This window comes from Streptococcus oralis, assembly GCF_026782085.1.
In the GTDB taxonomy this organism is placed as follows: Bacteria; Bacillota; Bacilli; order Lactobacillales; family Streptococcaceae; genus Streptococcus; species Streptococcus oralis_DA.
Window position 1 is genome coordinate 38,502 of sequence record NZ_JAKUVW010000005.1, and the last position, 20,740, is coordinate 59,241.

Annotated in this window: 22 protein-coding genes and 3 pseudogenes; 20 read left to right on the forward strand and 5 right to left on the reverse strand. The window is 41.5% G+C overall.

Translation table 11 applies throughout. From position 1 onward, the window contains the following. Positions 1-108: 108 nt before the first annotated feature. Positions 109-825 (reverse strand): GntR family transcriptional regulator, encoded by a 717-nt coding sequence (locus MK395_RS08705; protein WP_001007181.1) that lies wholly within the window; start codon positions 823-825, stop codon positions 109-111. A 321-nt stretch (positions 826-1,146) separates the two neighbouring features. Here MK395_RS08705 and MK395_RS08710 point away from each other — a divergent pair, with 321 nt between their 5' ends. The 15 genes from MK395_RS08710 to MK395_RS08780 all read left to right on the forward strand — a co-directional run bounded on the left by MK395_RS08710 (position 1,147) and on the right by MK395_RS08780 (position 14,227). After that, on the forward strand, positions 1,147-2,934 hold the full coding sequence (locus tag MK395_RS08710; protein ID WP_268711691.1) for a glycoside hydrolase family 35 protein: 1,788 nt from the start codon (positions 1,147-1,149) through the stop codon (positions 2,932-2,934). Further along, the gene (locus MK395_RS08715) at positions 2,931-3,407 is read left to right on the forward strand and encodes a PTS sugar transporter subunit IIB (RefSeq protein WP_000156968.1); all 477 of its coding nucleotides are present in this window, start codon (positions 2,931-2,933) and stop codon (positions 3,405-3,407) included. The genes MK395_RS08710 and MK395_RS08715 overlap by 4 nt, the downstream gene beginning before the upstream one ends. A gap of 26 nt (positions 3,408-3,433) precedes the next feature. Then, positions 3,434-4,339 (forward strand): PTS mannose/fructose/sorbose/N-acetylgalactosamine transporter subunit IIC, encoded by a 906-nt coding sequence (locus tag MK395_RS08720; protein ID WP_065371455.1) that lies wholly within the window; start codon positions 3,434-3,436, stop codon positions 4,337-4,339. After that, entirely contained in the window at positions 4,326-5,147 is an 822-nt protein-coding gene (locus MK395_RS08725) for a PTS system mannose/fructose/sorbose family transporter subunit IID (RefSeq protein ID WP_049520508.1), read from the forward strand. Before MK395_RS08720 ends, MK395_RS08725 begins: the two co-directional genes overlap by 14 nt. Positions 5,148-5,150: 3 nt before the next feature. Next, a complete protein-coding gene (locus MK395_RS08730; protein WP_000045700.1) occupies positions 5,151-5,555 on the forward strand; it encodes a PTS sugar transporter subunit IIA in 405 nt (134 codons plus the stop codon). A gap of 256 nt (positions 5,556-5,811) precedes the next feature. After that, positions 5,812-6,978: an SIS domain-containing protein gene (locus MK395_RS08735; protein ID WP_070657280.1), complete on the forward strand. Its 1,167-nt coding sequence runs from the start codon at positions 5,812-5,814 to the stop codon at positions 6,976-6,978. A gap of 10 nt (positions 6,979-6,988) precedes the next feature. Then, entirely contained in the window at positions 6,989-7,984 is a 996-nt protein-coding gene (lacD, locus tag MK395_RS08740; RefSeq protein WP_065371936.1) for a tagatose-bisphosphate aldolase, read from the forward strand. 146 nt (positions 7,985-8,130) lie between these two features. After that, positions 8,131-9,168 (forward strand): aldose epimerase family protein, encoded by a 1,038-nt coding sequence (locus tag MK395_RS08745; RefSeq protein ID WP_065371453.1) that lies wholly within the window; start codon positions 8,131-8,133, stop codon positions 9,166-9,168. A gap of 108 nt (positions 9,169-9,276) precedes the next feature. Next, positions 9,277-10,131, forward strand: coding sequence for a VOC family protein (locus MK395_RS08750; protein WP_049550122.1), 855 nt, complete (start codon positions 9,277-9,279; stop codon positions 10,129-10,131). A 311-nt stretch (positions 10,132-10,442) separates the two neighbouring features. Continuing rightward, a complete protein-coding gene (locus MK395_RS08755; RefSeq protein ID WP_268711692.1) occupies positions 10,443-11,015 on the forward strand; it encodes a hypothetical protein in 573 nt (190 codons plus the stop codon). Between the two features lies 1 nt (position 11,016). Continuing rightward, on the forward strand, positions 11,017-11,685 hold the full coding sequence (locus MK395_RS08760; RefSeq protein ID WP_268711693.1) for a hypothetical protein: 669 nt from the start codon (positions 11,017-11,019) through the stop codon (positions 11,683-11,685). A 115-nt stretch (positions 11,686-11,800) separates the two neighbouring features. Beyond that, a complete protein-coding gene (locus tag MK395_RS08765) occupies positions 11,801-12,472 on the forward strand; it encodes a hypothetical protein (RefSeq protein WP_001226099.1) in 672 nt (223 codons plus the stop codon). Between the two features lie 2 nt (positions 12,473-12,474). After that, positions 12,475-13,137: a hypothetical protein gene (locus MK395_RS08770; protein ID WP_216728787.1), complete on the forward strand. Its 663-nt coding sequence runs from the start codon at positions 12,475-12,477 to the stop codon at positions 13,135-13,137. A gap of 75 nt (positions 13,138-13,212) precedes the next feature. After that, positions 13,213-13,770, forward strand: a complete 558-nt coding sequence (locus MK395_RS08775; RefSeq protein WP_268711694.1) for a DUF3592 domain-containing protein — start codon at positions 13,213-13,215, stop codon at positions 13,768-13,770. A gap of 199 nt (positions 13,771-13,969) precedes the next feature. Beyond that, on the forward strand, positions 13,970-14,227 hold the full coding sequence (locus tag MK395_RS08780; protein WP_002880547.1) for a metal-sensitive transcriptional regulator: 258 nt from the start codon (positions 13,970-13,972) through the stop codon (positions 14,225-14,227). A 221-nt stretch (positions 14,228-14,448) separates the two neighbouring features. Here the strand turns inward: MK395_RS08780 and MK395_RS08785 are convergent, their stop codons facing one another. From MK395_RS08785 to MK395_RS08795, 3 genes and pseudogenes are all read right to left on the reverse strand, one after another. Further along, entirely contained in the window at positions 14,449-14,745 is a 297-nt protein-coding gene (locus MK395_RS08785; protein WP_268711695.1) for a rhodanese-like domain-containing protein, read from the reverse strand. Beyond that, positions 14,720-15,065 (reverse strand): annotated as a pseudogene (locus tag MK395_RS08790) (rhodanese-like domain-containing protein); the annotation flags it as partial. The pseudogene MK395_RS08790 and the gene MK395_RS08785, both read right to left, overlap by 26 nt. A gap of 9 nt (positions 15,066-15,074) precedes the next feature. Beyond that, positions 15,075-15,383 (reverse strand): rhodanese-like domain-containing protein, encoded by a 309-nt coding sequence (locus MK395_RS08795; RefSeq protein ID WP_000468871.1) that lies wholly within the window; start codon positions 15,381-15,383, stop codon positions 15,075-15,077. Positions 15,384-15,558: 175 nt separating this feature from the next. Here MK395_RS08795 and MK395_RS08800 point away from each other — a divergent pair. Together MK395_RS08800 and MK395_RS08805 are read left to right on the forward strand one after the other, a co-directional pair. After that, positions 15,559-16,122: pseudogene (locus tag MK395_RS08800) on the forward strand (sugar O-acetyltransferase). Positions 16,123-16,397: 275 nt separating this feature from the next. Continuing rightward, the gene (locus tag MK395_RS08805) at positions 16,398-17,633 is read left to right on the forward strand and encodes a carbohydrate-binding domain-containing protein (RefSeq protein WP_268711696.1); all 1,236 of its coding nucleotides are present in this window, start codon (positions 16,398-16,400) and stop codon (positions 17,631-17,633) included. A 54-nt stretch (positions 17,634-17,687) separates the two neighbouring features. Here the strand turns inward: MK395_RS08805 and MK395_RS10245 are convergent. Beyond that, positions 17,688-17,822 (reverse strand): annotated as a pseudogene (locus tag MK395_RS10245) (low temperature requirement protein A); the annotation flags it as partial. A 230-nt stretch (positions 17,823-18,052) separates the two neighbouring features. On the opposite strand from MK395_RS10245, the gene MK395_RS08810 reads away from it, so the two are divergent. From MK395_RS08810 to MK395_RS08820, 3 genes are read left to right on the forward strand one after another with little or no spacing between them, the layout of a single operon-like run. Further along, entirely contained in the window at positions 18,053-18,769 is a 717-nt protein-coding gene (locus MK395_RS08810; protein ID WP_268711697.1) for an ABC transporter ATP-binding protein, read from the forward strand. A gap of 1 nt (position 18,770) precedes the next feature. Further along, entirely contained in the window at positions 18,771-19,853 is a 1,083-nt protein-coding gene (locus tag MK395_RS08815; RefSeq protein WP_268711698.1) for an ABC transporter permease, read from the forward strand. Between the two features lie 39 nt (positions 19,854-19,892). Further along, positions 19,893-20,516, forward strand: a complete 624-nt coding sequence (locus tag MK395_RS08820) for a TetR/AcrR family transcriptional regulator (RefSeq protein ID WP_049500767.1) — start codon at positions 19,893-19,895, stop codon at positions 20,514-20,516. Positions 20,517-20,740 lie beyond the last annotated feature (224 nt).

A 20,740-nucleotide genomic window follows, 5' to 3' on the forward strand; every position in this document is an offset into this window, starting at 1 on the left:
TAGTAAAAATGCTACTAATTAAATAAGAGCCCTTCATAGCGTTTTCACAACTTCTTTCTCGTGCTATAATGAATAGAGAAAAAGCCTGAGCTAGGCTCAGGCTTTTTCTTAATGACCTCGATTGCATGAGATGAATTTGATTTTGTAGTAGTCCGCTCGCTTATAAGTTTCACTATAGGCAAGGACTTGGCCAGTGGCCTCAAGTTTTGTAGTCTTCGTTTGGAAGACAGTTGGGAATTGTGTATCGATTCCGAGTACAGAAGCAGCATGCTCTGGTGTTGGGAATGCGATTTCGTTGATTTCCTCAAAGTGTTCATCACTCATGTGAATGCGGTAATCCAATTTGAAACGTGTATAGATAGAGCTATAATAGTCAAGATTTGGATAGTTGGCATTGATGTATTGCTCAGGAATATAAGATGTGTGGTAGATGTATGTTACGTCGTTTGTCTGACGAATACGTTCAATCTTATAGTAGAATTGATCTCCACGTAGTCCAAGTTTATCTAAATATTCAAGTTTGTTTCCGCGCTCGATAGAAAGGACAGTAACTTTATCGTCTTTTGTTTCAAAGATTTCGACATCTGAAAACTCAACGAGTTTGTGCTTGCGGGCACGTGAAACGAAAGTACCTTTACCTTGTTGGCGGACAATGTAGCCGTCTTTAGCAAGGTCGTTCAAGGCACGAACAACTGTGATTGAACTCACATCGTACATCGCGATCAATTCGGCTTCTGTATAAAATTTATCTCCACTTGCAAATTGACCAGAGATGATTTTGTTTTTTAATTCATCTTTAATATATTGGTATTTAGGAATAGCCATAAATTTCACCTCGATTCTCTTTCTCCAATTTTGATTTTACCACAAATATAGAGAAAAGAGTAGTATTAAGGTCAAAAAATTAAAATAATAGACTAAAAATGTTATTTTACATGTAAAAAAATTCATTTGATGTTCTTGTGAATTATCATACATAAAAAGATCGTTTTCATGCTATTTTTAGATAATTTCGGTAAACGGTAAGTAAAAAAATAGAAAAATTTTAAATAATTTTCTAAAACCTATTGACAAATGCAAAAGATTTGATTATAGTTAATATTATAATAAATGAAAGCGCAAACTTAATTCGTCAGAGGTAATAACATGACCAGATTTAAAATTGAGGACGATTTCTATTTAGACGGAAAACCGTTCAAGATTTTGTCCGGCGCCATTCATTATTTTAGGATTCCAGCAGAGGATTGGTATCATTCTCTCTATAACTTAAAGGCGCTTGGCTTTAATACAGTCGAGACCTATGTGGCTTGGAATTTACACGAACCTGTTGAAGGGGAGTTTGATTTTGAAGGTGCCAGAAATTTGGAGAGATTTCTTCAAATTGCACAAGATCTAGGTCTCTATGCCATTGTACGCCCGTCTCCATTTATCTGTGCGGAATGGGAATTTGGTGGCTTGCCGGCTTGGCTCTTGACAAAGGACATGCGAATTCGCTCGTCCGACCCGGCCTACATCGAGGCTGTTGCTCGCTATTATGACCAATTATTGCCAAGGCTTGTGCCTCGCTTGTTGGATAATGGTGGAAACATTCTTATGATGCAAGTCGAAAATGAATATGGCTCTTATGGAGAAGATAAGTCTTATCTACGAGCAATTCGGAAATTGATGGAAGACCGAGGGATTGATTGCCCACTCTTTACTTCAGATGGCCCATGGAGGGCTACTCTGAAAGCCGGAACCTTGATCGAAGATGACCTCTTTGTGACAGGAAACTTCGGTTCTAAAGCTCCGTACAACTTTTCACAGATGCAGGAATTCTTTGATGAGTATGGCAAGAAATGGCCCCTCATGTGTATGGAATTCTGGGATGGTTGGTTCAACCGTTGGAAAGAACCCATCATCACACGGGATCCTAAAGAATTGGCAGAAGCTGTTCGAGAGGTATTGGAGCAAGGCTCTATCAACCTTTACATGTTCCATGGTGGAACAAACTTTGGTTTCATGAATGGTTGCTCGGCTCGAGGAACTCTGGATTTGCCACAAGTCACATCTTACGACTATGATGCCCTTCTAGATGAAGAAGGAAATCCAACTGCTAAATACTTAGCAGTCAAGAAGATGATGGCAACCCACTTCCCAGAGTATCCACAGTTGGAACCACTCTATAAGGAAAGCATGGAGATAGGGTCCATTCCATTGGTCGAAAAAGTTTCCTTGTTTGAAACCCTGGATAATCTCTCTAGTCCTACTGAAAGCCTCTATCCAAAAGCGATGGAAGAACTTGGTCAAAGTTATGGCTACCTTCTCTACCGCACGGAGGCAAGTTGGGATGCAGAAGAGGAACGTCTCCGTATCATCGATGGACGTGACCGAGCTCAACTCTTTGTAGATGGTCAATGGATTGCTACTCAATACCAGACAGAGATTGGTGAAGATATCTACTGTCAGGGCAACCGAGAAGGCTTTTCAGAAATTGACATCTTGATCGAAAATATGGGGCGTGTCAACTACGGTCATAAGTTCTTGGCAGATACGCAACGTAAAGGAATTCGAACAGGTGTCTGCAAGGATCTACATTTCTTACTGAATTGGAAACAATATCCACTGCCACTGGATAATCCTGAGAAGATTGATTTTTCAAAAGGATGGACAGAAGGACAACCAGCCTTTTACGCTTTCGACTTTACTGTTGAAGAGCCGAAGGATACCTACTTAGACTTGTCTGAGTTTGGTAAGGGAGTTGCCTTTGTCAACGGGCGTCACCTAGGGCGTTTCTGGAACGTCGGCCCGACCCTCTCACTTTATATCCCTCATAGTTATCTCAAGGAAGGTGCTAACCGCATCATTATCTTTGAAACTGAGGGCGAATATAAAGAAGAGATTCATTTAACTCGTAAACCTACACTAAAACACATAAAGGGGGAAAACTTATGACAATTGTAGGATGCCGTATCGATGGACGTTTGATCCACGGTCAAGTAGCCAATCTTTGGGCTGGAAAACTAAATGTTTCACGCATTATGGTTGTAGACGACGAAGTTGTTAACAACGATATTGAAAAGAGTGGTTTGAAACTTGCGACACCACCAGGTGTGAAACTCAGTATCTTGCCAGTTGAGAAAGCAGCAGCAAATATCCTTGCTGGTAAATACGATAGCCAACGTCTCTTTATCGTTGCACGTAAACCAGACCGTTTCCTTGGTTTGGTCGAAGCAGGTGTTCCGCTTGAAACACTCAACGTCGGCAATATGTCTCAAACACCAGAAACTCGCTCTATCACACGTTCTATCAACGTGGTAGACAAGGATGTGGAAGATTTCCACAAACTAGCAGAAAAAGGTGTGAAACTCACTGCTCAAATGGTTCCAAATGATCCAGTTTCAGACTTTTTGAGCTTATTAAAATAGGAAAAAATTTTTAGGAGGTCATTGTTATGATACAACCGTGGCAAATTTTACTTCTCACTTTGTACTCAGCTTATCAAATCTGTGATGAGTTGACAATCGTTTCATCTGCAGGTTCCCCTGTATTCGCTGGTTTCATTACTGGTTTGATCATGGGAGATGTGACAACTGGTTTGTTTATCGGTGGTAGCTTGCAGTTGTTCGTTCTCGGGGTTGGTACCTTCGGTGGTGCTTCTCGTATCGACGCAACTTCTGGTGCGGTTCTTGCAACAGCATTCTCTATCTCTCAAGGTATTGATACAGATCTTGCGATTACAACAATCGCTGTACCAGTAGCAGCACTTTTGACATACTTCGACGTTCTTGGACGTATGACAACTACTTTCTTTGCACACCGTATTGATGCTGCGATCGAACGCTTTGACTACAAAGGTATCGAACGCAACTACCTACTTGGTGCGATTCCATGGGCTCTTTCTCGTGCCCTTCCAGTATTCTTCGCCCTTGCTTTCGGTGGAGAATTCGTACAAGGTGTTGTAAACCTTGTTAAAGAATACCAATGGGTTGCAGACGGTTTGACTCTTGCAGGTCGTATGCTTCCAGGTCTTGGATTCGCTATCTTGCTTCGTTACCTTCCAGTTAAACGTAACCTTCACTACCTTGCTATGGGATTCGGTTTGACAGCTATGTTGACTGTTCTTTACTCAAACGTAACAAGTCTTGGTGGAGCAGTTGCTGGAATCATTGGCACTCTTCCTGCTGAAGTTGCTGAAAAAATTGGCTTTGTTAACAACTTCAAAGGATTGTCTATGATCGGTATCTCTATCGTGGGTATCTTCCTTGCAGTTGTTCACTTCAAGAACAGCCAAAAAGTTGCTGTAGCAGCACCTTCTACACCATCAGAAAGTGGGGAAATTGAAGATGACGAATTCTAATTACAAATTAACAAAAGAAGATTTTAATCAAATTAACAAACGTAGCTTGTTCACTTTCCAATTGGGATGGAACTACGAACGTATGCAAGCATCAGGTTACCTATACATGATCTTGCCACAATTGCGTAAAATGTATGGAGATGGAACTCCTGAGTTGAAAGAAATGATGAAAGTTCATACTCAATTCTTCAACACTTCACCATTCTTCCACACAATCATCGCTGGTTTTGACCTTGCCATGGAAGAAAAAGATGGCGTTGTCTCTAAAGATGCGGTTAACGGTATCAAGACAGGTTTGATGGGACCATTCGCTCCTCTTGGAGATACAATCTTTGGTTCACTTGTACCTGCTATCATGGGATCTATCGCAGCAACTATGGCTATCGCTGGCCAACCATGGGGTATCTTCCTTTGGATCGCAGTTGCAGTTGCTTATGACATCTTCCGTTGGAAACAATTGGAATTTGCCTACAAAGAAGGGGTTAACCTTATCAACAACATGCAAAGTACTTTGACAGCTTTGATTGACGCTGCATCTGTACTTGGTGTCTTCATGATGGGTGCTCTTGTAGCAACAATGATCAACTTTGAGATTTCTTACAAATTGCCAATCGGTGAAAAGATGATTGACTTCCAAGACATCTTGAACTCAATCTTCCCACGTTTGCTTCCAGCAATCTTTACTGCCTTTATCTTCTGGTTGCTTGGTAAGAAAGGTATGAACTCTACTAAAGCGATCGGTATCATTATCGTTCTTGCAGTAGGTCTTTCATTCATCGGTAAATTCTTGCTTGGAATGGGCGCATAATTTATGAGTAAATCATTAATTTTGGTGAGTCATGGTCGTTTCTGTGAAGAACTTAAAGGTAGCACAGAAATGATCATGGGTCCACAGGACAACATTCATGCAGTGGCCCTTCTTCCAGAAGATGGTCCAGAAGAATTTACTGCAAAATTTGAAGCTGCTATCGAAGGATTGGATGATTTCCTAGTCTTTGCGGACCTTCTCGGTGGTACACCATGTAACGTGGTAAGCCGTTTGATCATGGAAGGTCGCGACATTGAACTCTACGCAGGGATGAATCTTCCAATGGTGATTGAATTTATCAATGCCAGCCTTACAGGTGCAGATGCGGACTACAAGAGCCGTGCTGCAGAAAGCATTGTGAAAGTCAATGATTTGTTAGCGGGCTTTGATGATGACGAAGATGAATAATACTCTTCGAAAATCACATTCAAACTACGTCAGCGTCGCCTTGCCGTATAGATGTTACTGACTTCGTCAGTTCTATCTGCAACCTCAAAGCAGTGCTTTGAGCAACCTGCGGCTAGCTTCCTAGTTTGCTCTTTGATTTTCATTGAGTATAAGATGTAACTTAGAGCATCTTATATAGAATATACATGGGAATGGGAGTCACTCCCATTCCCATATTTTCAATAAGAATGAAACAACAATAGATTAGAGGAACTCTATGCTAAATTACACAAAAGAAGAATTACTTGAACTGGGTGCAGAAATCACGACTCGTGAGATCTACCAACAGCCCGATGTATGGAAAGAAGCTTTTGAAGCCTATCAAGCAAAACGGGAAGAAATTGCAGCCTTCCTACAAGGGATTGCTGATAAACATGACTATATTAAGGTTATCTTGACAGGTGCTGGGACTTCTGCTTATGTGGGAGATACCTTGGTACCATACTTTAAGGAAGTCTATGATGAACGCAAATGGAACTTCAATGCTATTGCGACAACTGATATTGTTGCCAATCCAGAAACTTATCTGAAAAAAGATGTGGCGACTGTCCTTGTATCCTTTGCTCGTAGTGGGAATTCACCTGAAAGTGTGGCGACGGTTGATTTGGCTAAAGCCTTGGTTGACGACCTCTATCAAGTGACCATTACATGTGCTGCAGAAGGGAAATTGGCACTTCAAGCCCATGGCGATGACCACAATCTCTTACTCTTGCAACCAGCTGCTTCCAATGACGCTGGATTTGCCATGACTTCTAGCTTTACATCCATGATGTTGACAGCTCTCTTGGTCTTTGATCCTACAGAATTTGCTGTGAAAGCTGAACGTTTTGAAGTTGTGACTAGCCTTGCTCGTAAGATTCTAGACAATGCAGCAGATGTTAAAGAGCTTGTTGACCTTGACTTTAACCGTGTTATCTATCTGGGTGCTGGTCCTTTCTTTGGACTTGCTCATGAAGCTCAGCTCAAGATTTTGGAATTAACAGCTGGTCAAGTGGCGACCATGTATGAAAGCCCAGTTGGCTTCCGTCACGGTCCAAAATCATTAATCAACGAAGATACAGTTGTTTTGGTATTTGGTACAACGACAGACTACACTCGCAAGTACGACTTGGACTTGGTTTGTGAAGTGGCTGGTGATCACATTGCTCGTCGTGTTGTGCTTTTGAGTGATCAAGCCTTTGGTCTTGAAAATGTCAAAGAAGTGGCCCTTGGTTGTGGCGGTGTCTTGAACGATATTTACCGTGTCTTCCCTTACATCGTATATGCTCAACTCTTTGCCCTTTTGACTTCACTCAAGGTAGAAAATAAACCAGATACACCATCTCCTACAGGTACAGTAAACCGTGTGGTACAAGGTGTGATCATTCATGACTATCAAAAATAAGGAAGTGTCTATGAGTAAATTACAATTAAGTCCCAATAAAGTAGCTTGCTTGCAAAAACTCTCTGACGAGAACGGCATTATCTCAGCTCTTGCCTTTGACCAACGTGGCGCTTTGAAACGCCTCATGGCTCAATACCAAACAGAAGAGCCAACAGTTGCTCAAATGGAAGAACTTAAAGTATTGGTTGCAGATGAATTGACAAAATACGCATCCTCTATGCTTCTAGACCCTGAGTATGGTCTTCCAGCTACTAAAGCGCTTGATGCCAATGCTGGTCTTCTCCTTGCTTATGAAAAAACTGGTTACGATACAACAAGCACCAAACGCTTACCTGACTGCTTGGATATTTGGTCTGCCAAACGCATTAAGGAACAAGGCGCAGACGCTGTTAAGTTCTTGCTTTACTATGATGTAGACAGTTCTGACGAACTCAACCAAGAAAAACAAGCCTACATCGAACGCATCGGTTCTGAGTGTGTGGCGGAAGACATTCCTTTCTTTCTTGAAATCTTGGCTTACGATGAAAAAATCGCTGACGCAGGTTCTGCAGAATACGCCAAAGTAAAACCACACAAGGTTATCGGTGCTATGAAGGTCTTCTCAGACCCACGCTTCAACATCGATGTCTTGAAAGTAGAAGTTCCAGTCAACGTCAAATACGTTGAAGGCTTTGGCGAAGGTGAAATCGTGCATACTCGTGAAGAAGCAGCAGCCTTCTTCAAAGCGCAAGATGAAGCAACTAACTTGCCATATATCTACTTGAGTGCGGGAGTTTCAGCTAAACTTTTCCAAGAAACACTTGTCTTTGCCCACGAATCAGGCGCAAACTTCAACGGTGTTCTTTGTGGACGTGCAACATGGGCTGGATCAGTTGAAGCCTACATCAAAGATGGTGAGGCAGCGGCTCGTGAGTGGCTACGTACAACTGGTTTTGAGAACATTGGCGAACTCAACAAGGTTCTTCAAACAACAGCGACTTCATGGACTGAACGTGTAGAAGCATAAAACAGGTATAGAAGAATCCCCTTTTGTTAAGAAGATACTTAAGGTTTTCTGACAAAGGATTTTGAAAATAGAAACTACAACCATAGATGGTGAATACACTCTCTATGGTTTGTTTACTTGAGAGAAATGGATCAAAGGAGAGAAGAATGAAAGCATACACAGAACGTGTATTTGGAAATCATGAGGGCAAGGATGTCTTGGCCTATCGCTTTGAGACTGACAGTGGCTACCAACTAGAAATTATGACTTATGGTGGGACCATCTTGCGCTATGTCACACCTGACAAGGCTGGAAATTTTGCCAATGTTATCTTGGGCTTTGATGATTTTGATAGCTATGTAGGCAATAGTCCTAAGCATGGAGCAAGTGTAGGTCCTGTAGCGGGCCGTATTGCAGGTGCGATATTTGAGCTCAATGGTCAGACCTATAATCTTGAAGTCAACAACGCTAGCAACTGTAACCACAGTGGTTCAACAGGTTGGGATTCAAGTTTGTTTGAATTAACTGAGGTGAGCGACCATGGCTTGACCCTCTACACAGAGCGTACAGATGGGACAGGAGGATTTCCTGGTAATCTCAAGATCTGGATCAGCTACCACTTGGAAGAAACTGGCGCCTACGAAGTCAGCTATAAGGTGACGACAGATCAGGATACGCTTGTCAATCCAACCAACCACAGCTACTTCAACTTGTCTGGTGATTTCACGCAGACAGTTGACCGCCATGTCTTCCAGCTAAATACGGAGGGCATTTACCCAATTGCTCCGGACGGTGTTCCGGATAAGACTCCAGATGCTAATCGTGATGTGGTTAAACACATCTACAATGGAGCTTTGTTGAAGGACATCTTTGCAGAGGAAGATGAACAAATCCAGTTGGTATCTGGTTTGGATCACCCATTTGCTCTTCCTGCAGGTCATGACAATGCTGGTTTCCTTTATGACCAAAACTCAGGTCGTTTCCTGCTGTTCAAGACAGAGGCCCCTTGCTTTGTGGTCTACACAGCAAACTTTGTGGATGAGAGTGTCATCATCGGAGGCCAGCCAATGGTGCAACACAATGGGATTGCCCTTGAAGCGCAAGCTTTACCAGATGCCATTCATAGTGACCTCAAAGACCAAGTCATTCTCAAAGCAGGGGAAACTTTCACCAGCAAAACTCGCTACGAGCTTGTTGTAAAATAAAAAGAAGAGCTGGTTTCCAGCTCTTTTGAGTTGTCTTCGTTGACATTTTATCTCAATAGTGTATAATTGATGTAATACATAAAGTTACAACGAAAAAGGAGACACCCTATGACTTATGCATACCAAAGCCACATTTATCTAGCAGAGGCGGTTTTAAATGTCAAGGATTTGACGAGTCAAACGGCTTTTTATCACCAGATTATTGGCTTGGAGATTTTATCTCAAACAGAGACAGAAGCGATTTTGGGACTTGGTCGAAAAGCCTTGGTTCACTTGATTCAGGCAGAAAAGTCTGGCGAAGTAAGGGAGCATTATGGGCTCTACCATCTGGCGATTTTGTTGCCGACACGAAAAGCCTTGGCAGATGTCTTGAAACACCTAAGTGATTTGCGGATTCCTCTGGTTGGGGGTGCAGATCATGGATACAGCGAGGCTATTTATCTAGAGGATTTGGAAGGGAATGGCATTGAACTCTACCGTGATAAGCCAGTGTCTTCATGGGATATTCGAGAAGACGGTCGCATTATCGGTGTGACCGAAGCCCTTGCGGCACAGGACATCTATGAGTTAGGGGAAAAGGTGGATCCCTTTATCCTAGCTGAAGGGACGAGAATGGGGCATATCCATCTATCGGTGAAGGATAGTCGTGAGGCGAGCCAGTTTTATCAAAAGGTGTTAGGACTAGAAGATAAATTTAGCATTCCTAGTGCTAGTTGGATAGCGGCTGGTCAGTACCATCACCACCTGGCTGTCAACGAATGGGCTGGAAAAGGTCTGGCTCCGCGTGAGCAAGGCTTGTCAGGCTTGGCCTACTATGTCCTTGAGGTCGAAAGCAAGGAAGAACTCTTGAACATCGTTAAGCAAGCACAAGAGCTAGAAGCACCGATCAAATGGCTAAATTCGAGTGAACTGGATCTTGTAGACCCAGATGGGATTGTAACCCGCATTCGCTTGGCACGATGAGACGAGGAAAACACATTATTTATTTTAGAGACATAGGAAAAGGCGGATAAGCTCGTATTCTGTTTTTAGAATGCGGACTTGTTCGCTTTTTTATGAAATGACGAAACCTTTCTTGGATCTGGCAAAGGCATCGGTCGGGGATATTTTCCCTTTTCTGGGGGTTCATGCTATAATACTAATAAACTTTTCTTTCTCTAGGAAGGCAAATGCTAAAAATCAGCTAGAATGCTGGCAATCGTCGTCACGATGCTTTTGAGAGAAAGTAGGACTCTGTTTGAACATCCGTATGAGTTTAGGAGACGGGAAATAAGATGGACACAAGTGTAAAAAATTTAATTAGTATGGGCCCTCTGGAGGACTATTTTATCTATTATGATCTGAAGAATCAAGTATTCTACGGTGTAAAACAAGGCATGAATTATTCAGCCATTGCAGCCCCTATTGCAATCTATTCCTTCCAACGGCTGTCAAAGTTGCTCAACCAAACCTTTGGAGATGTCTCATCCCTTTTCAATCTGATTTTCTTTATCCTGATGTCTCTGTTTTTGGTTTTCGGGACCATTCTCCTTGCCAAGTCTACCCGACGCAACATGAAGACAGATAGATTTAGAAAAGTCCGGCTGACAAAAGCCAATATCAAAACACTTAGGAGAAAATCTAGGGCGTTGACAGTAGTTGGCTACATTTTTGTTTTAATAACGATTTTTTCAGCCTATCGTTATCTGGCTGTTTCTGATTTTCAATTTTTAATTATGTACATGTTAGGGATTGGTATTCTTACATATATAGTTTATGATTTTCGGATGAAAACGCGCAAACGACTGTTCAAGGAGCTGATGGAGACATTACAGGACAGTAGCCGAGGGAAAGAGGGAGAAATGTAAGATGAGAAAAATCATTTATATAGGCCAAGGATGCCAGCAATCCGTCTACTATAACACAAAGACGAGAGAGGCTTTAGCGACAGAATCTAGCGCCTCGTCAGAAACCGACGGTGCCATCAGTTCAAAGAAATCCAAGTGGCCTTGGGTTGTCTTCTTTATTTTCTTGCTAGTTGCTATCATCAGCATTTGGATTCGTTCCTTGATAGCACCCTTTAGATTGAGTGAGTGGATGGCACCTATCCATCTAGCCGCTATCCTTTTCGTTTTTATCGGAAGTATTTATGGATTTGAAAAACTTTTTTACAGTGGGGCTAAGTCGCTTGTCCCAGCAAGTGAAGAGCAGTTTAAAGAAGCAGTTGAAAGTAGTAAATTTTGGAGGAAGTCACCAGATAAGGAACCAACAGTCGATAAAATCATCTTGTATCTATTTGTTATCCTCGTTCTTCTATTCGTTTTTGTTATTGTTGTGTTCTTTGCCATACCTGGGACCTTCATTCCTTACTATGAGCATGAATGGTTTGAGCCGTCTATGTTTATGGTACCCATCGGAGCAACAATCGTCCCAATTAGTGTCGTACTGCTCTTATTCCAAAACAATCCAATCCGCTGGCTCTTAGCTGTACGAAAATACAAGCAGGGGAAAGTGATATTTGGGGAGAAGAAGAACTAGAAACACGAGAGAAACGCTATTACCATTAACAGTGGTTGGTGATGTTTTATCAACAACCTATGATAAAATTGAAGTTTCTGATTATAGTGATTGGTGGAAACCGTGGTGATTTTATATGAGAAAAATAATTTTTATAGGACAGAGCGGTGATAAGGCCGTTTACTATAACACGCGAACAAAAGAGGCTCTCGTAGCCGATAAGAGTGCCCTCTTAAATACAGAAGGAGCTAGGAGATCGAATAGGGGGATTGCTCCTTTAATTGCTATATTCTCTTTGTTAGGTTTACTCGGAGGATTTGTTGCAATACCAATTTTCTCAGGCCTTCGTTATAATAGTGGGATGGTTCCTATTTTTATTCTTTGTCTTTCCTTTATCCTATTTGGATTTATATGGATGATGGAAGTCGCCTTATATAAAGGAGTGAAACGAGTCCAAGGAGCAACAAAGAAAGAGTTTAAAGAAGCAGTTTATTCAAATTTGTTCTGGGAAAATTTTAGTGAGAAAAAAGCGACGTTTGCGAAAATGTTGGCTTTTATGATTGTCATGCTACTAGTTTTTATGACTACTATAGTAATATTTGCTGCTGCAATTCCGGGCACTATTGACTCATTCAATAAGCAAGAGGCATTTGATATACAAATCTTTTTCTCGCCTTTAGCAGGTCTCTTTCCTGCCTTGTTGTACCTTTTCTTATTCCAAAACAACCCTATCCGCTGGTTCTTAGCTGTGCGAAAATATGAACAGGGGAAAGTGATATTTAATGAAGAAATAGAAAAGAGAGGATGATAATGTCACAAGAGAGATATTTGCAGATCAAAAAAGAGCATCAAGTTCGTAAGTTTGTGGGGCGTTTCCTCTTCATTCTTCTCGCTATACTCGATGTTCTACTGGTATCAAGTCATTCCAATTATGTCCCGCTTATAACGGTGGCTATGGTAACGATTGTGCCTTTTAATCATTTTCTACTTGGTCCTCTTAGGAGACAGAAAAAAGCCATAGAAAAAGAGCATCCAGAATGGAAAATACTCAGTACAAAGGGAGTAAAGGTTCCCTCGGCTGAAGCTAATAAAAGAACTTTTGCTGGCATTGGGATCTTGATGGCCTTGCTGCTGTCTTTTGGGCTATTCTATAAACCTGTGAAACAGCCGAACGACCAAGTAAACAAGCCGCCTAAGGTTGATTCTAAAACGCCTGAAACGTCCAAGCCTTCTGAGTCTGAGTCGTCCAGTTCCTCTATGATCAAAGAATCCAGTTCCTCAGAGTCGAAATCCTCGTCTTCGACTGAACAAAGTTCTAAAACCGAAAGTTCAGGAACAAAACCGTCAAAAAGTGAGTCCAATAATCCTTATTACCAGATTCCAGGACTTACTGACGAACAGGTGAGAGATATCATATCGAAATCTGTAAAAGATTTGAGAGAAAAACAGTCAAAAGAAAAATCCGAAGAGTAGACTCGAGAGCTTCAATGTCCTTCTGGACGAGTTCGTTTTGGGATTTTACCGTATTAAATAACAGGAGGAGTTCATATGAATAAAGAAGTGATTGGTTTGATAGTTGGGACAATCGTCATCTTCCTATCTTTTGTATTTGTGTGTGGGACCTTTCTTTTCCTCTATCTTCGGGATCAGAAGTTGGTCCGCCTTGCCAAGTCATCCGTACAGGGAACGGTTATCGGCTATAGCCGTTTTCGTGAGGGGTATCCACCTATCGTCGAATACACGGTGGATGGGATTGCTTATAAGAAAACCTTGCAGTATTTTATGTTCAAAACGGTCACAATTCCGTGGGGGACTACTAAATTTTTAAAGGACTATACAAGAGAAGATATGCTAGCGCCTTCGATCACTCGCTACAGTAACTCCTTTGTTTCCTTCAAACGCTTGATGCAGACCCATTTCCCCCTTCATTCGGAGCTGACGGTCTGGTATGATCCAGACAAGCCGGCCAGGGCCTATGTCGAACGTTACAGCGGAATGGACAAGTTTTACAAGTGGTTTGGTATCGGATTTGGGCTGGCTCTAGTTATAGTCTATGGGATAGTGATCCTAGCCTTTTTGTCCAATTTGTCCAAGATATACGCATAAAGGTCAGTTGGTTGAAAGGAAACGTGACTTCCCATCGAGCTTCAAGGAGGACAGAGTTTCTTTTCCATTTCCATGCTTATCAATCTTTTCTATCTGATACAGAGGAGAGGTTGCCTCCTACAAATACAGACAGGAAGTGAATTTTGACAAAGCCCCTTATTCGAGATATAATGAAGAAAAAGTGACCAAGGATAAATTAATGACAAACTCAAAGTATATAACACGCCTGAAACGTTCAGAGGGTCAGTTACGTGGGATTCAAAAGATGATTGAAGAAGATCGTGACTGCGCAGATATTGTTACGCAGTTGACAGCAGTGAAATCTAGCGTTGAGCGCGTGATTGAGATGATCATTACTGAAAATCTCACTGACTGTATCAACCAACCACTAGACGACCCCGAGGCTCAAAAGGAACGCCTAGAAAAGGCCATCCGATACCTGATTAAACGGAAATAAACTAATTTGCTATTGATAAACAATGCAGACAAAGGCATTTAAGTCTATTTCGATAAAGAAATCATGTCGGCCAAACGGATGAGTTCCCCCAATACCAATGAGAAAACCTCTTTTTAGATACCATAAAGTTGCTTCTTTTTTAAAAGCGACGGGCTACGAGCCCTATATCATTGGGTTGCAGAAATGAAAAAACCGATTAAGGAACTTAATCGGTTTTTTGCTTATTCTACTTGACCGGACCAAGCATTCATACCACCTTCTACATTGATAACGGTAAGGCCTTGGGTGCTTAGAAATTCACAAGCAGATGCGGAGCGTACTCCACCTTGACAGATGACATGGTATTCCTGGTCAGGTTTGAGTTCTTTGTAACCTTGCTCCAAGGTACTTAAAGGCAGATTTTTGGCACCTGGTACATGTCCTGCTTGGAATTCGTGCACTTCACGTACATCGATAAGGTTTAGATTTTCATTTAGGTATTTTTCATAAAAATCAGCCATGCTGATACTCGTTTCCATATTTGACTCCTTCTGGATTAGACATTTTATATTGTGAATAAGCGCTATCAGGGTTTTGGACGGTAAATCCTGCCGCTCGAGGCTACGCTCTGTGATCTAGCTACGCAAAACGCTGATGTAGGCGTCTGGTTCATCCAAGTTCTCCCATAGTTTGTTTAGGGGGATATGAATGGTATCGACCTTGGGTCGCCCCCCTGAAATTCGCCACTTATCCGTACATCTAGGGATTTTTGGCCCTTAGTCAGATCGTCTTTGAGCTGACACCATTGGATATTATCGCTCAGACCTTCGATAAGGTTCAAGGCTGTGTAGCCAATTATTTTATGCTTCTAGATGACCTTGCCTGTCCAAGCGCTCATACCGCCTCGGACATTGATGACATCGTAGCCTTTTTTCTTTAGCTTTTTCGCAGCTAGTTTGCTTCGCACACCAGAATGACAAATAACATAGAGTGTTTCTTTTGTCGCTGGTGTGTAAGAACCGATTTCCGTTAAAGGAACATTTTTGGCATTTTTGATATGGCCTCTCCGGAATTCCATAGGCGTCCGAACATCTAGTAGCTGAATCGGTTCTCTGAGTTTAGCTTCTAACTCGCTGGTAGAAATACTGTCAATTTTTGTAAATAATAGGTGAAACATAGGCACCTCCAAATATACCCTTATGGGGTATATTAAACCATGAAGTCAAGCTTTTGTCAAGCAAGTTGTTTTAACTTGGGAGGGAATTAGTTTCGAGAGTCTAGAAAGCAGGCTATTCTTGACCTTTCAAAGGCTTTTTGATATGATGGGTCCAAAGTAAGTGTGAGGTGATAAGATGGCTAGCGAATACCAGAAAATGATAGCAGGGGAGCCTTACCGTCCGTCGGATCCTGAATTACGGACCTTGGCGCAGGCTTCTCGCTAAAAACAGGCTGCCTTTAACAAGGAAGAAGATCCCTTGAAGGGAGCAGATATTATCAAGACTTGGTTTGGCTCAACTGGACAAAATCTCTACGTCAATCCACGCTTGGTGGTCGATTATGGAGTCAATATCCATCTAGGGGAAAATTTTTATTCTAATTGGAACTTGACCATGCTGGATGTTTGTCAGATTCGCATCGGGAACAACGCTATGCTTGGCCCCAACTGTCAGTTTTTAACCCCACTTCATCCACTGAATCCGGATGAACGCAATTCAGGGGTCGAATATGGCAAGCCCATCACCATTGGAGACAATTTCTGGGCTGGAGGTGGCGTCATTGTCCTTCCTGGAGTGACATTGGGAAATAACGTAGTTGCAGGAGCAGGTGCCGTGATTACCAAGTCCTTTGGAGACAATGTTGTCCTAGCTGGGAATCCTGCGCGTGTTATCAAGGAAGTCCCTGTAAAAGAAAACTAAAAAGAACAGCTTGGGCTGTTCTTTTTATAATCTTTATCTTAGTCTTATAGATTTTTCTTTTTTGGCTTTTTGGGTTAGAGTGACATCACACTTGGGGATGTTGCTTTTAAAAACTATTAAATGCATTTTAGTACTCTCAAATTGTTTCTAGTAGCCCTTTCAAAAGAATACTGAGCGAAACTGAATTTAAGGAAACTTTCAGAAAAGTTTTAGTTTTGTTTCAGGAATCTTCTGTAGACTGTCTAGCTATATCATACGAAGGAGAGGAAAAAGGTATGAAATCAAAAAAATGGACCCTACTCGCAACGAGTTTAACGGCAATGGTGCTGCTGGCAGCATGTGCCCAGTCAACAACTACATCCAATACCAATGCAACGACAAATAGTGCCACAACAACTGCAACAAAGACAAACCAATCATCCTATTTTACAGAGAAGGACAATGATACTTCTTATGACGAAAACACAGCCTCTAAGATTGAGTTATCTGGCTCATCTGCAAACGTCTCTGGAGATGGGGTGACAGTCTCTGAATCAACAGTGACCATCACAAAATCTGGGACCTATGTGATTTCAGGTCAGTCTGACGGAGTGCAGATCAAGATCGAGGCAGATAAGTCTGCAGATGTTCACCTAGTCCTAAAAGGCGCGACCATGACCAATACCAATGCAGCGATATCTGCGACATCAGCTGGTCATGTCTACTTGACTCTAGCAGAGGGAACCACCAACAGTCTCTCTGACTCAAGCTCTAACAGTGACGAAAAAGCAGACGCAGCTCTCTTTTCTAAGGTGGATTTGACCATCAACGGGAAAGGAACTCTCAATGTAGATGGCAAGAAGAACAATGGTATCAAGGCCAACGACACCCTCCACATCACGGGTGGAACCTATAACATCACAGCAGTTGGCGATGCCTTCAATGTCAATGATGAACTCAACATCACTGGTACGACCATGACCATCGATGCCAAAGAGGATGGGGTCAAGGTGGACAATGACGAGGATACTTCAGTTGGGACCATGTACCTATCCAACAACAACATCACCGTCACAGCAGGAGATGATGGCATCCACGCATCTGGAGACCTCGTCATCGATAGTGGTACCTACACCGTCAAGAATTCGACAGAAGGACTTGAAGGTAAGTCAATCACTATCAACGGTGGGGATATTAGCATCTACTCAACAGATGATGGAGTCAACGCAGCTAACAAAAACGCCCAACAGAATGAAATCTTCTTCACTATGAACGGCGGGAATCTGACTGTAGAAGTCGGCCAAGGAGACACAGACCCAATCGACTCAAACGGCAATATTACGGTCACAGGTGGGACCATTAAAATGACTGGTCAAACAGGTTTTGACTTTGATGGAACAGCGACCTACACAGGTGGAGATATCTATCTCAACGGTGAAAAACAAACGGAAATCGTCAATTCTATACCTGGAGGCGGTGGACCAAATGGAGGCCCTCAAGGCGACGGTCCAGCCCCTGGCGGACAAGGATAAAAAAGAATCTCCTTTCTCGAAAGAGAAGGGAGAGTTTTATGTAGGAAGGATTTTCTAGAATAAATACCAATCCGGAGTTGAGAACTTCTTGGTCTGTTTCATATAAAAACGGATAAAGTGAATTTCCATAGCTAAGGTTATCAAGGTTGCTATTGTGATGACAGTAGTAGGATTGGCTGAGAAAAGTAGAGGAAGAATAGGCCTTTAAAAAGTGGACAGGAAAGACCATTTCGGAGTATCGTGAAGAGATTTAGAAACAGCTCTAAAAGCAATAGCTATCCATTATAAACATCAGATACGAATCTGGTGTTTTATTTTTTTAAAGAATTTAACCCTTTCTCTTGACAAGTGAGTGATTACTCACTATAATAGCTTCGGTGATTTAAAAAGTGAGTATTAACTCACCAAGGAGGAAGTAAATGAAAACATTACTACATTTACAAGATTTAGTAAAATCTTTTGACCATCAAATAGTTCTGAATCATGTCAGCTTTGAATTGCAGCCAGGAGAAATTATAGGATTAATTGGTCCGTCTGGTGCTGGTAAATCAACTATGATTAAGACTACGTTAGGAATGGAAAAGGCTGATGGAGGCGTAGCTTTAGTGTTAAATCACACTATGCCCAATCGCCATATTTTAGGAGATATTGGCTATATGGCCCAATCAGATGCTTTATACGAGTCCTTGTCAGGCCAAGAAAATCTGGAATTTTTTGGTCAGCTAAAGGGGCTTTCTAAAAAAGACCTGAAGGCGGAAATTGCTTATATAGCTCAAGTAGTAGATCTGACAGACTACTTAAACAAGGCGGTATCTGGTTATTCTGGAGGAATGAAACGGCGTTTGTCACTGGCTATCGCGCTTTTAGGAAATCCTCAACTCTTGATTTTGGACGAACCGACAGTTGGAATCGACCCTTCTCTTCGAAAGAAAATCTGGAAAGAATTATTCGCGCTTAGAGACAATGGGGTTGGGATATTAGTTACTACCCATGCTATGGATGAAGCAGAGTTGACGGATAAGGTCGGCTTATTATTAGGCGGAAAAATCATTGCTTTTGATACACCGCAACACTTAAAAGAAAGTTATCAAGTTTCAAGTATTGAAGAAGTATTTTTAAAAGCAGAAGGTGAGTAAAATGAGAACAATAGCGATTGCAAAAAAAGTCATCAAAGAATTACTTCGTGACAAACGAACTCTAGCCCTGATGTTTATAGCACCTGTTTTTATCATGTGGTTGATGAACCTCATGTTTTCAGCTAGTACAACCGTGAATGTCAAGTTAGCAACACAGGATCTACCAACTGGTTTGGTAACGAAAATGGATGAGCTCGATCATGTGGACGTCGAGACTTATCAAGACTTAGATCAAGCCAAAGAAGCGCTAGCAAATGAAAAAGTCGATGCTGTGATTTCTTATAAAAACGGTGAGTACCAGGTCGACTACGCAAACACAGACGCCTCCAAAACATCTATGATACGACAAGTGTTACGGACAAGTATCGCCAGTGAAGGCACCGATCAGTTAGTATCTCGTGTTAAACAAGCTCTTCCACAATTGGACTCGGACGCAAAAACACCAGAAATCAAGGAGTCTTACCAGTATGGAGATGAAAACACAAGCTTCTTTACCAATATGATTCCGGTTTTGATAGGTTTTGTAGTTTTCTTTTTTGTCTTTTTGATTTCAGGTATGGCGCTTTTGAAAGAACGCACCAGTGGAACACTAGAACGTTTGTTAGCAACACCAGTGAAACGATCTGAAATCGTCTATGGCTATATGTTGTCTTACGGTATTATTGCGATTTTTCAAACGGCAGTTGTCGTTTTAGCAGCAATTTGGCTACTAGATGTAGAAGTTGTAGGAAGTATTTTAAATGTTATAATAGTTAATGTGGTACTGGCTCTTGTAGCACTAGCTTTTGGAATTCTCTTGTCTACTCTAGCAAAATCAGAATTCCAAATGATGCAATTTATTCCTCTCGTGATTATGCCCCAACTTTTTTTCTCAGGGATTATTCCATTGTCATCCATGGGAGAATGGGCTCCAACTGTGGGGAAATTTTTGCCATTAACCTATTCTGGTGATGCAATAAGCCAGATTATTCTTTACGGACACAATCTTGGTGATATTTTGCCAAATCTTGGTGTTTTAATGATTTTCTTGATCATTTTAACAATTCTCAATATTGTTGGATTGCGTCGTTATCGTAAAGTTTAGAAATCAACATAAATAATGCTAAAAAGGTGTGAAGATTAGATGGATAAGACTGTTTTTGAATCGTTTGAAGATTACTTAGAAGAAGCGAATTACCCTCAAGGAAAGAAAAAAATCATGCAGGCAGCAGTGGATCTCATATCAACTAGGAGTTACCATGGGACCTCAACTCTTCACATAGCTGAGCGTGCTGGACTAAGCCAGGCAACTTTGTTTAAGTATTTTAAGACGAAGGATGATCTACTGACGGCTATTTTACATCCTGTAGTCCCAAGCATTTTCGGTAGTTTTTTTGAGGAACTCTTAGCTTTTGAAACGACAGAAGAGAGGGTTCGTTATCTCGTCCACGATCGTATGAGCTATCTCAAAAAAAATCGTGCTTTGATGAAAATCATTCTGCAGGAGAGTTTTTCAAATAAAAAACTAAAAAATGAACAGATTTTTATCTGGAATGCTATTCAAGATAAACTTCGAGTGCTTCATAAAGAATTGCTAGCAGATCCACGTGTAAATCCAGAGTTAACGATTCCTCAAATGGTTCGTATTTGTGTTGGTCCATTGTTGGCTTACTTCGCTCAGCTGTACATCGTTAGCGACAACGGAGAAATAGAGGAAGAGGACCTAGACTTATTAGAAAAACAGATTTTAGGTGGTTTGTGGAAATAAGGGAGTTCTAGAAGAACTAAGGTTTATTTACTTGACTTTCAAACAAGCTAAAAAAGACATGTTCTGCTTATTTCAGATTCATGTCTTTTTTGTTATTGGATTTGATATGTTTTTATAAGTCCTCAATCACTTTGCCAAAACAGAAACCGACTTCTCCAGCGGCGCAACGATTTCTCAAGTGTATGGAAGAGGAGTTTACTGGCTTGCTAAAGTCAACTCCTTGA

Coding starts and splice junctions, on each gene's coding strand:
- MK395_RS08770 (WP_216728787.1), top strand. CDS start 12,475: ATGTCACAAGAGAGATATTTGCAGATCAAAAAAGAGCATCAAGTTCGT.
- MK395_RS08750 (WP_049550122.1), top strand. CDS start 9,277: ATGACTTATGCATACCAAAGCCACATTTATCTAGCAGAGGCGGTTTTA.
- MK395_RS08720 (WP_065371455.1), top strand. CDS start 3,434: ATGATACAACCGTGGCAAATTTTACTTCTCACTTTGTACTCAGCTTAT.
- MK395_RS08810 (WP_268711697.1), top strand. CDS start 18,053: ATGAAAACATTACTACATTTACAAGATTTAGTAAAATCTTTTGACCAT.
- MK395_RS08765 (WP_001226099.1), top strand. CDS start 11,801: ATGAGAAAAATAATTTTTATAGGACAGAGCGGTGATAAGGCCGTTTAC.
- MK395_RS08730 (WP_000045700.1), top strand. CDS start 5,151: ATGAGTAAATCATTAATTTTGGTGAGTCATGGTCGTTTCTGTGAAGAA.
- MK395_RS08805 (WP_268711696.1), top strand. CDS start 16,398: ATGAAATCAAAAAAATGGACCCTACTCGCAACGAGTTTAACGGCAATG.
- MK395_RS08820 (WP_049500767.1), top strand. CDS start 19,893: ATGGATAAGACTGTTTTTGAATCGTTTGAAGATTACTTAGAAGAAGCG.
- MK395_RS08755 (WP_268711692.1), top strand. CDS start 10,443: ATGGACACAAGTGTAAAAAATTTAATTAGTATGGGCCCTCTGGAGGAC.
- MK395_RS08735 (WP_070657280.1), top strand. CDS start 5,812: ATGCTAAATTACACAAAAGAAGAATTACTTGAACTGGGTGCAGAAATC.
- MK395_RS08745 (WP_065371453.1), top strand. CDS start 8,131: ATGAAAGCATACACAGAACGTGTATTTGGAAATCATGAGGGCAAGGAT.
- MK395_RS08710 (WP_268711691.1), top strand. CDS start 1,147: ATGACCAGATTTAAAATTGAGGACGATTTCTATTTAGACGGAAAACCG.
- MK395_RS08785 (WP_268711695.1), bottom strand. CDS start 14,745: ATGGAAACGAGTATCAGCATGGCTGATTTTTATGAAAAATACCTAAAT.
- MK395_RS08705 (WP_001007181.1), bottom strand. CDS start 825: ATGGCTATTCCTAAATACCAATATATTAAAGATGAATTAAAAAACAAA.
- MK395_RS08780 (WP_002880547.1), top strand. CDS start 13,970: ATGACAAACTCAAAGTATATAACACGCCTGAAACGTTCAGAGGGTCAG.
- MK395_RS08815 (WP_268711698.1), top strand. CDS start 18,771: ATGAGAACAATAGCGATTGCAAAAAAAGTCATCAAAGAATTACTTCGT.
- MK395_RS08725 (WP_049520508.1), top strand. CDS start 4,326: ATGACGAATTCTAATTACAAATTAACAAAAGAAGATTTTAATCAAATT.
- MK395_RS08795 (WP_000468871.1), bottom strand. CDS start 15,383: ATGTTTCACCTATTATTTACAAAAATTGACAGTATTTCTACCAGCGAG.
- lacD (WP_065371936.1), top strand. CDS start 6,989: ATGAGTAAATTACAATTAAGTCCCAATAAAGTAGCTTGCTTGCAAAAA.
- MK395_RS08760 (WP_268711693.1), top strand. CDS start 11,017: ATGAGAAAAATCATTTATATAGGCCAAGGATGCCAGCAATCCGTCTAC.
- MK395_RS08775 (WP_268711694.1), top strand. CDS start 13,213: ATGAATAAAGAAGTGATTGGTTTGATAGTTGGGACAATCGTCATCTTC.
- MK395_RS08715 (WP_000156968.1), top strand. CDS start 2,931: ATGACAATTGTAGGATGCCGTATCGATGGACGTTTGATCCACGGTCAA.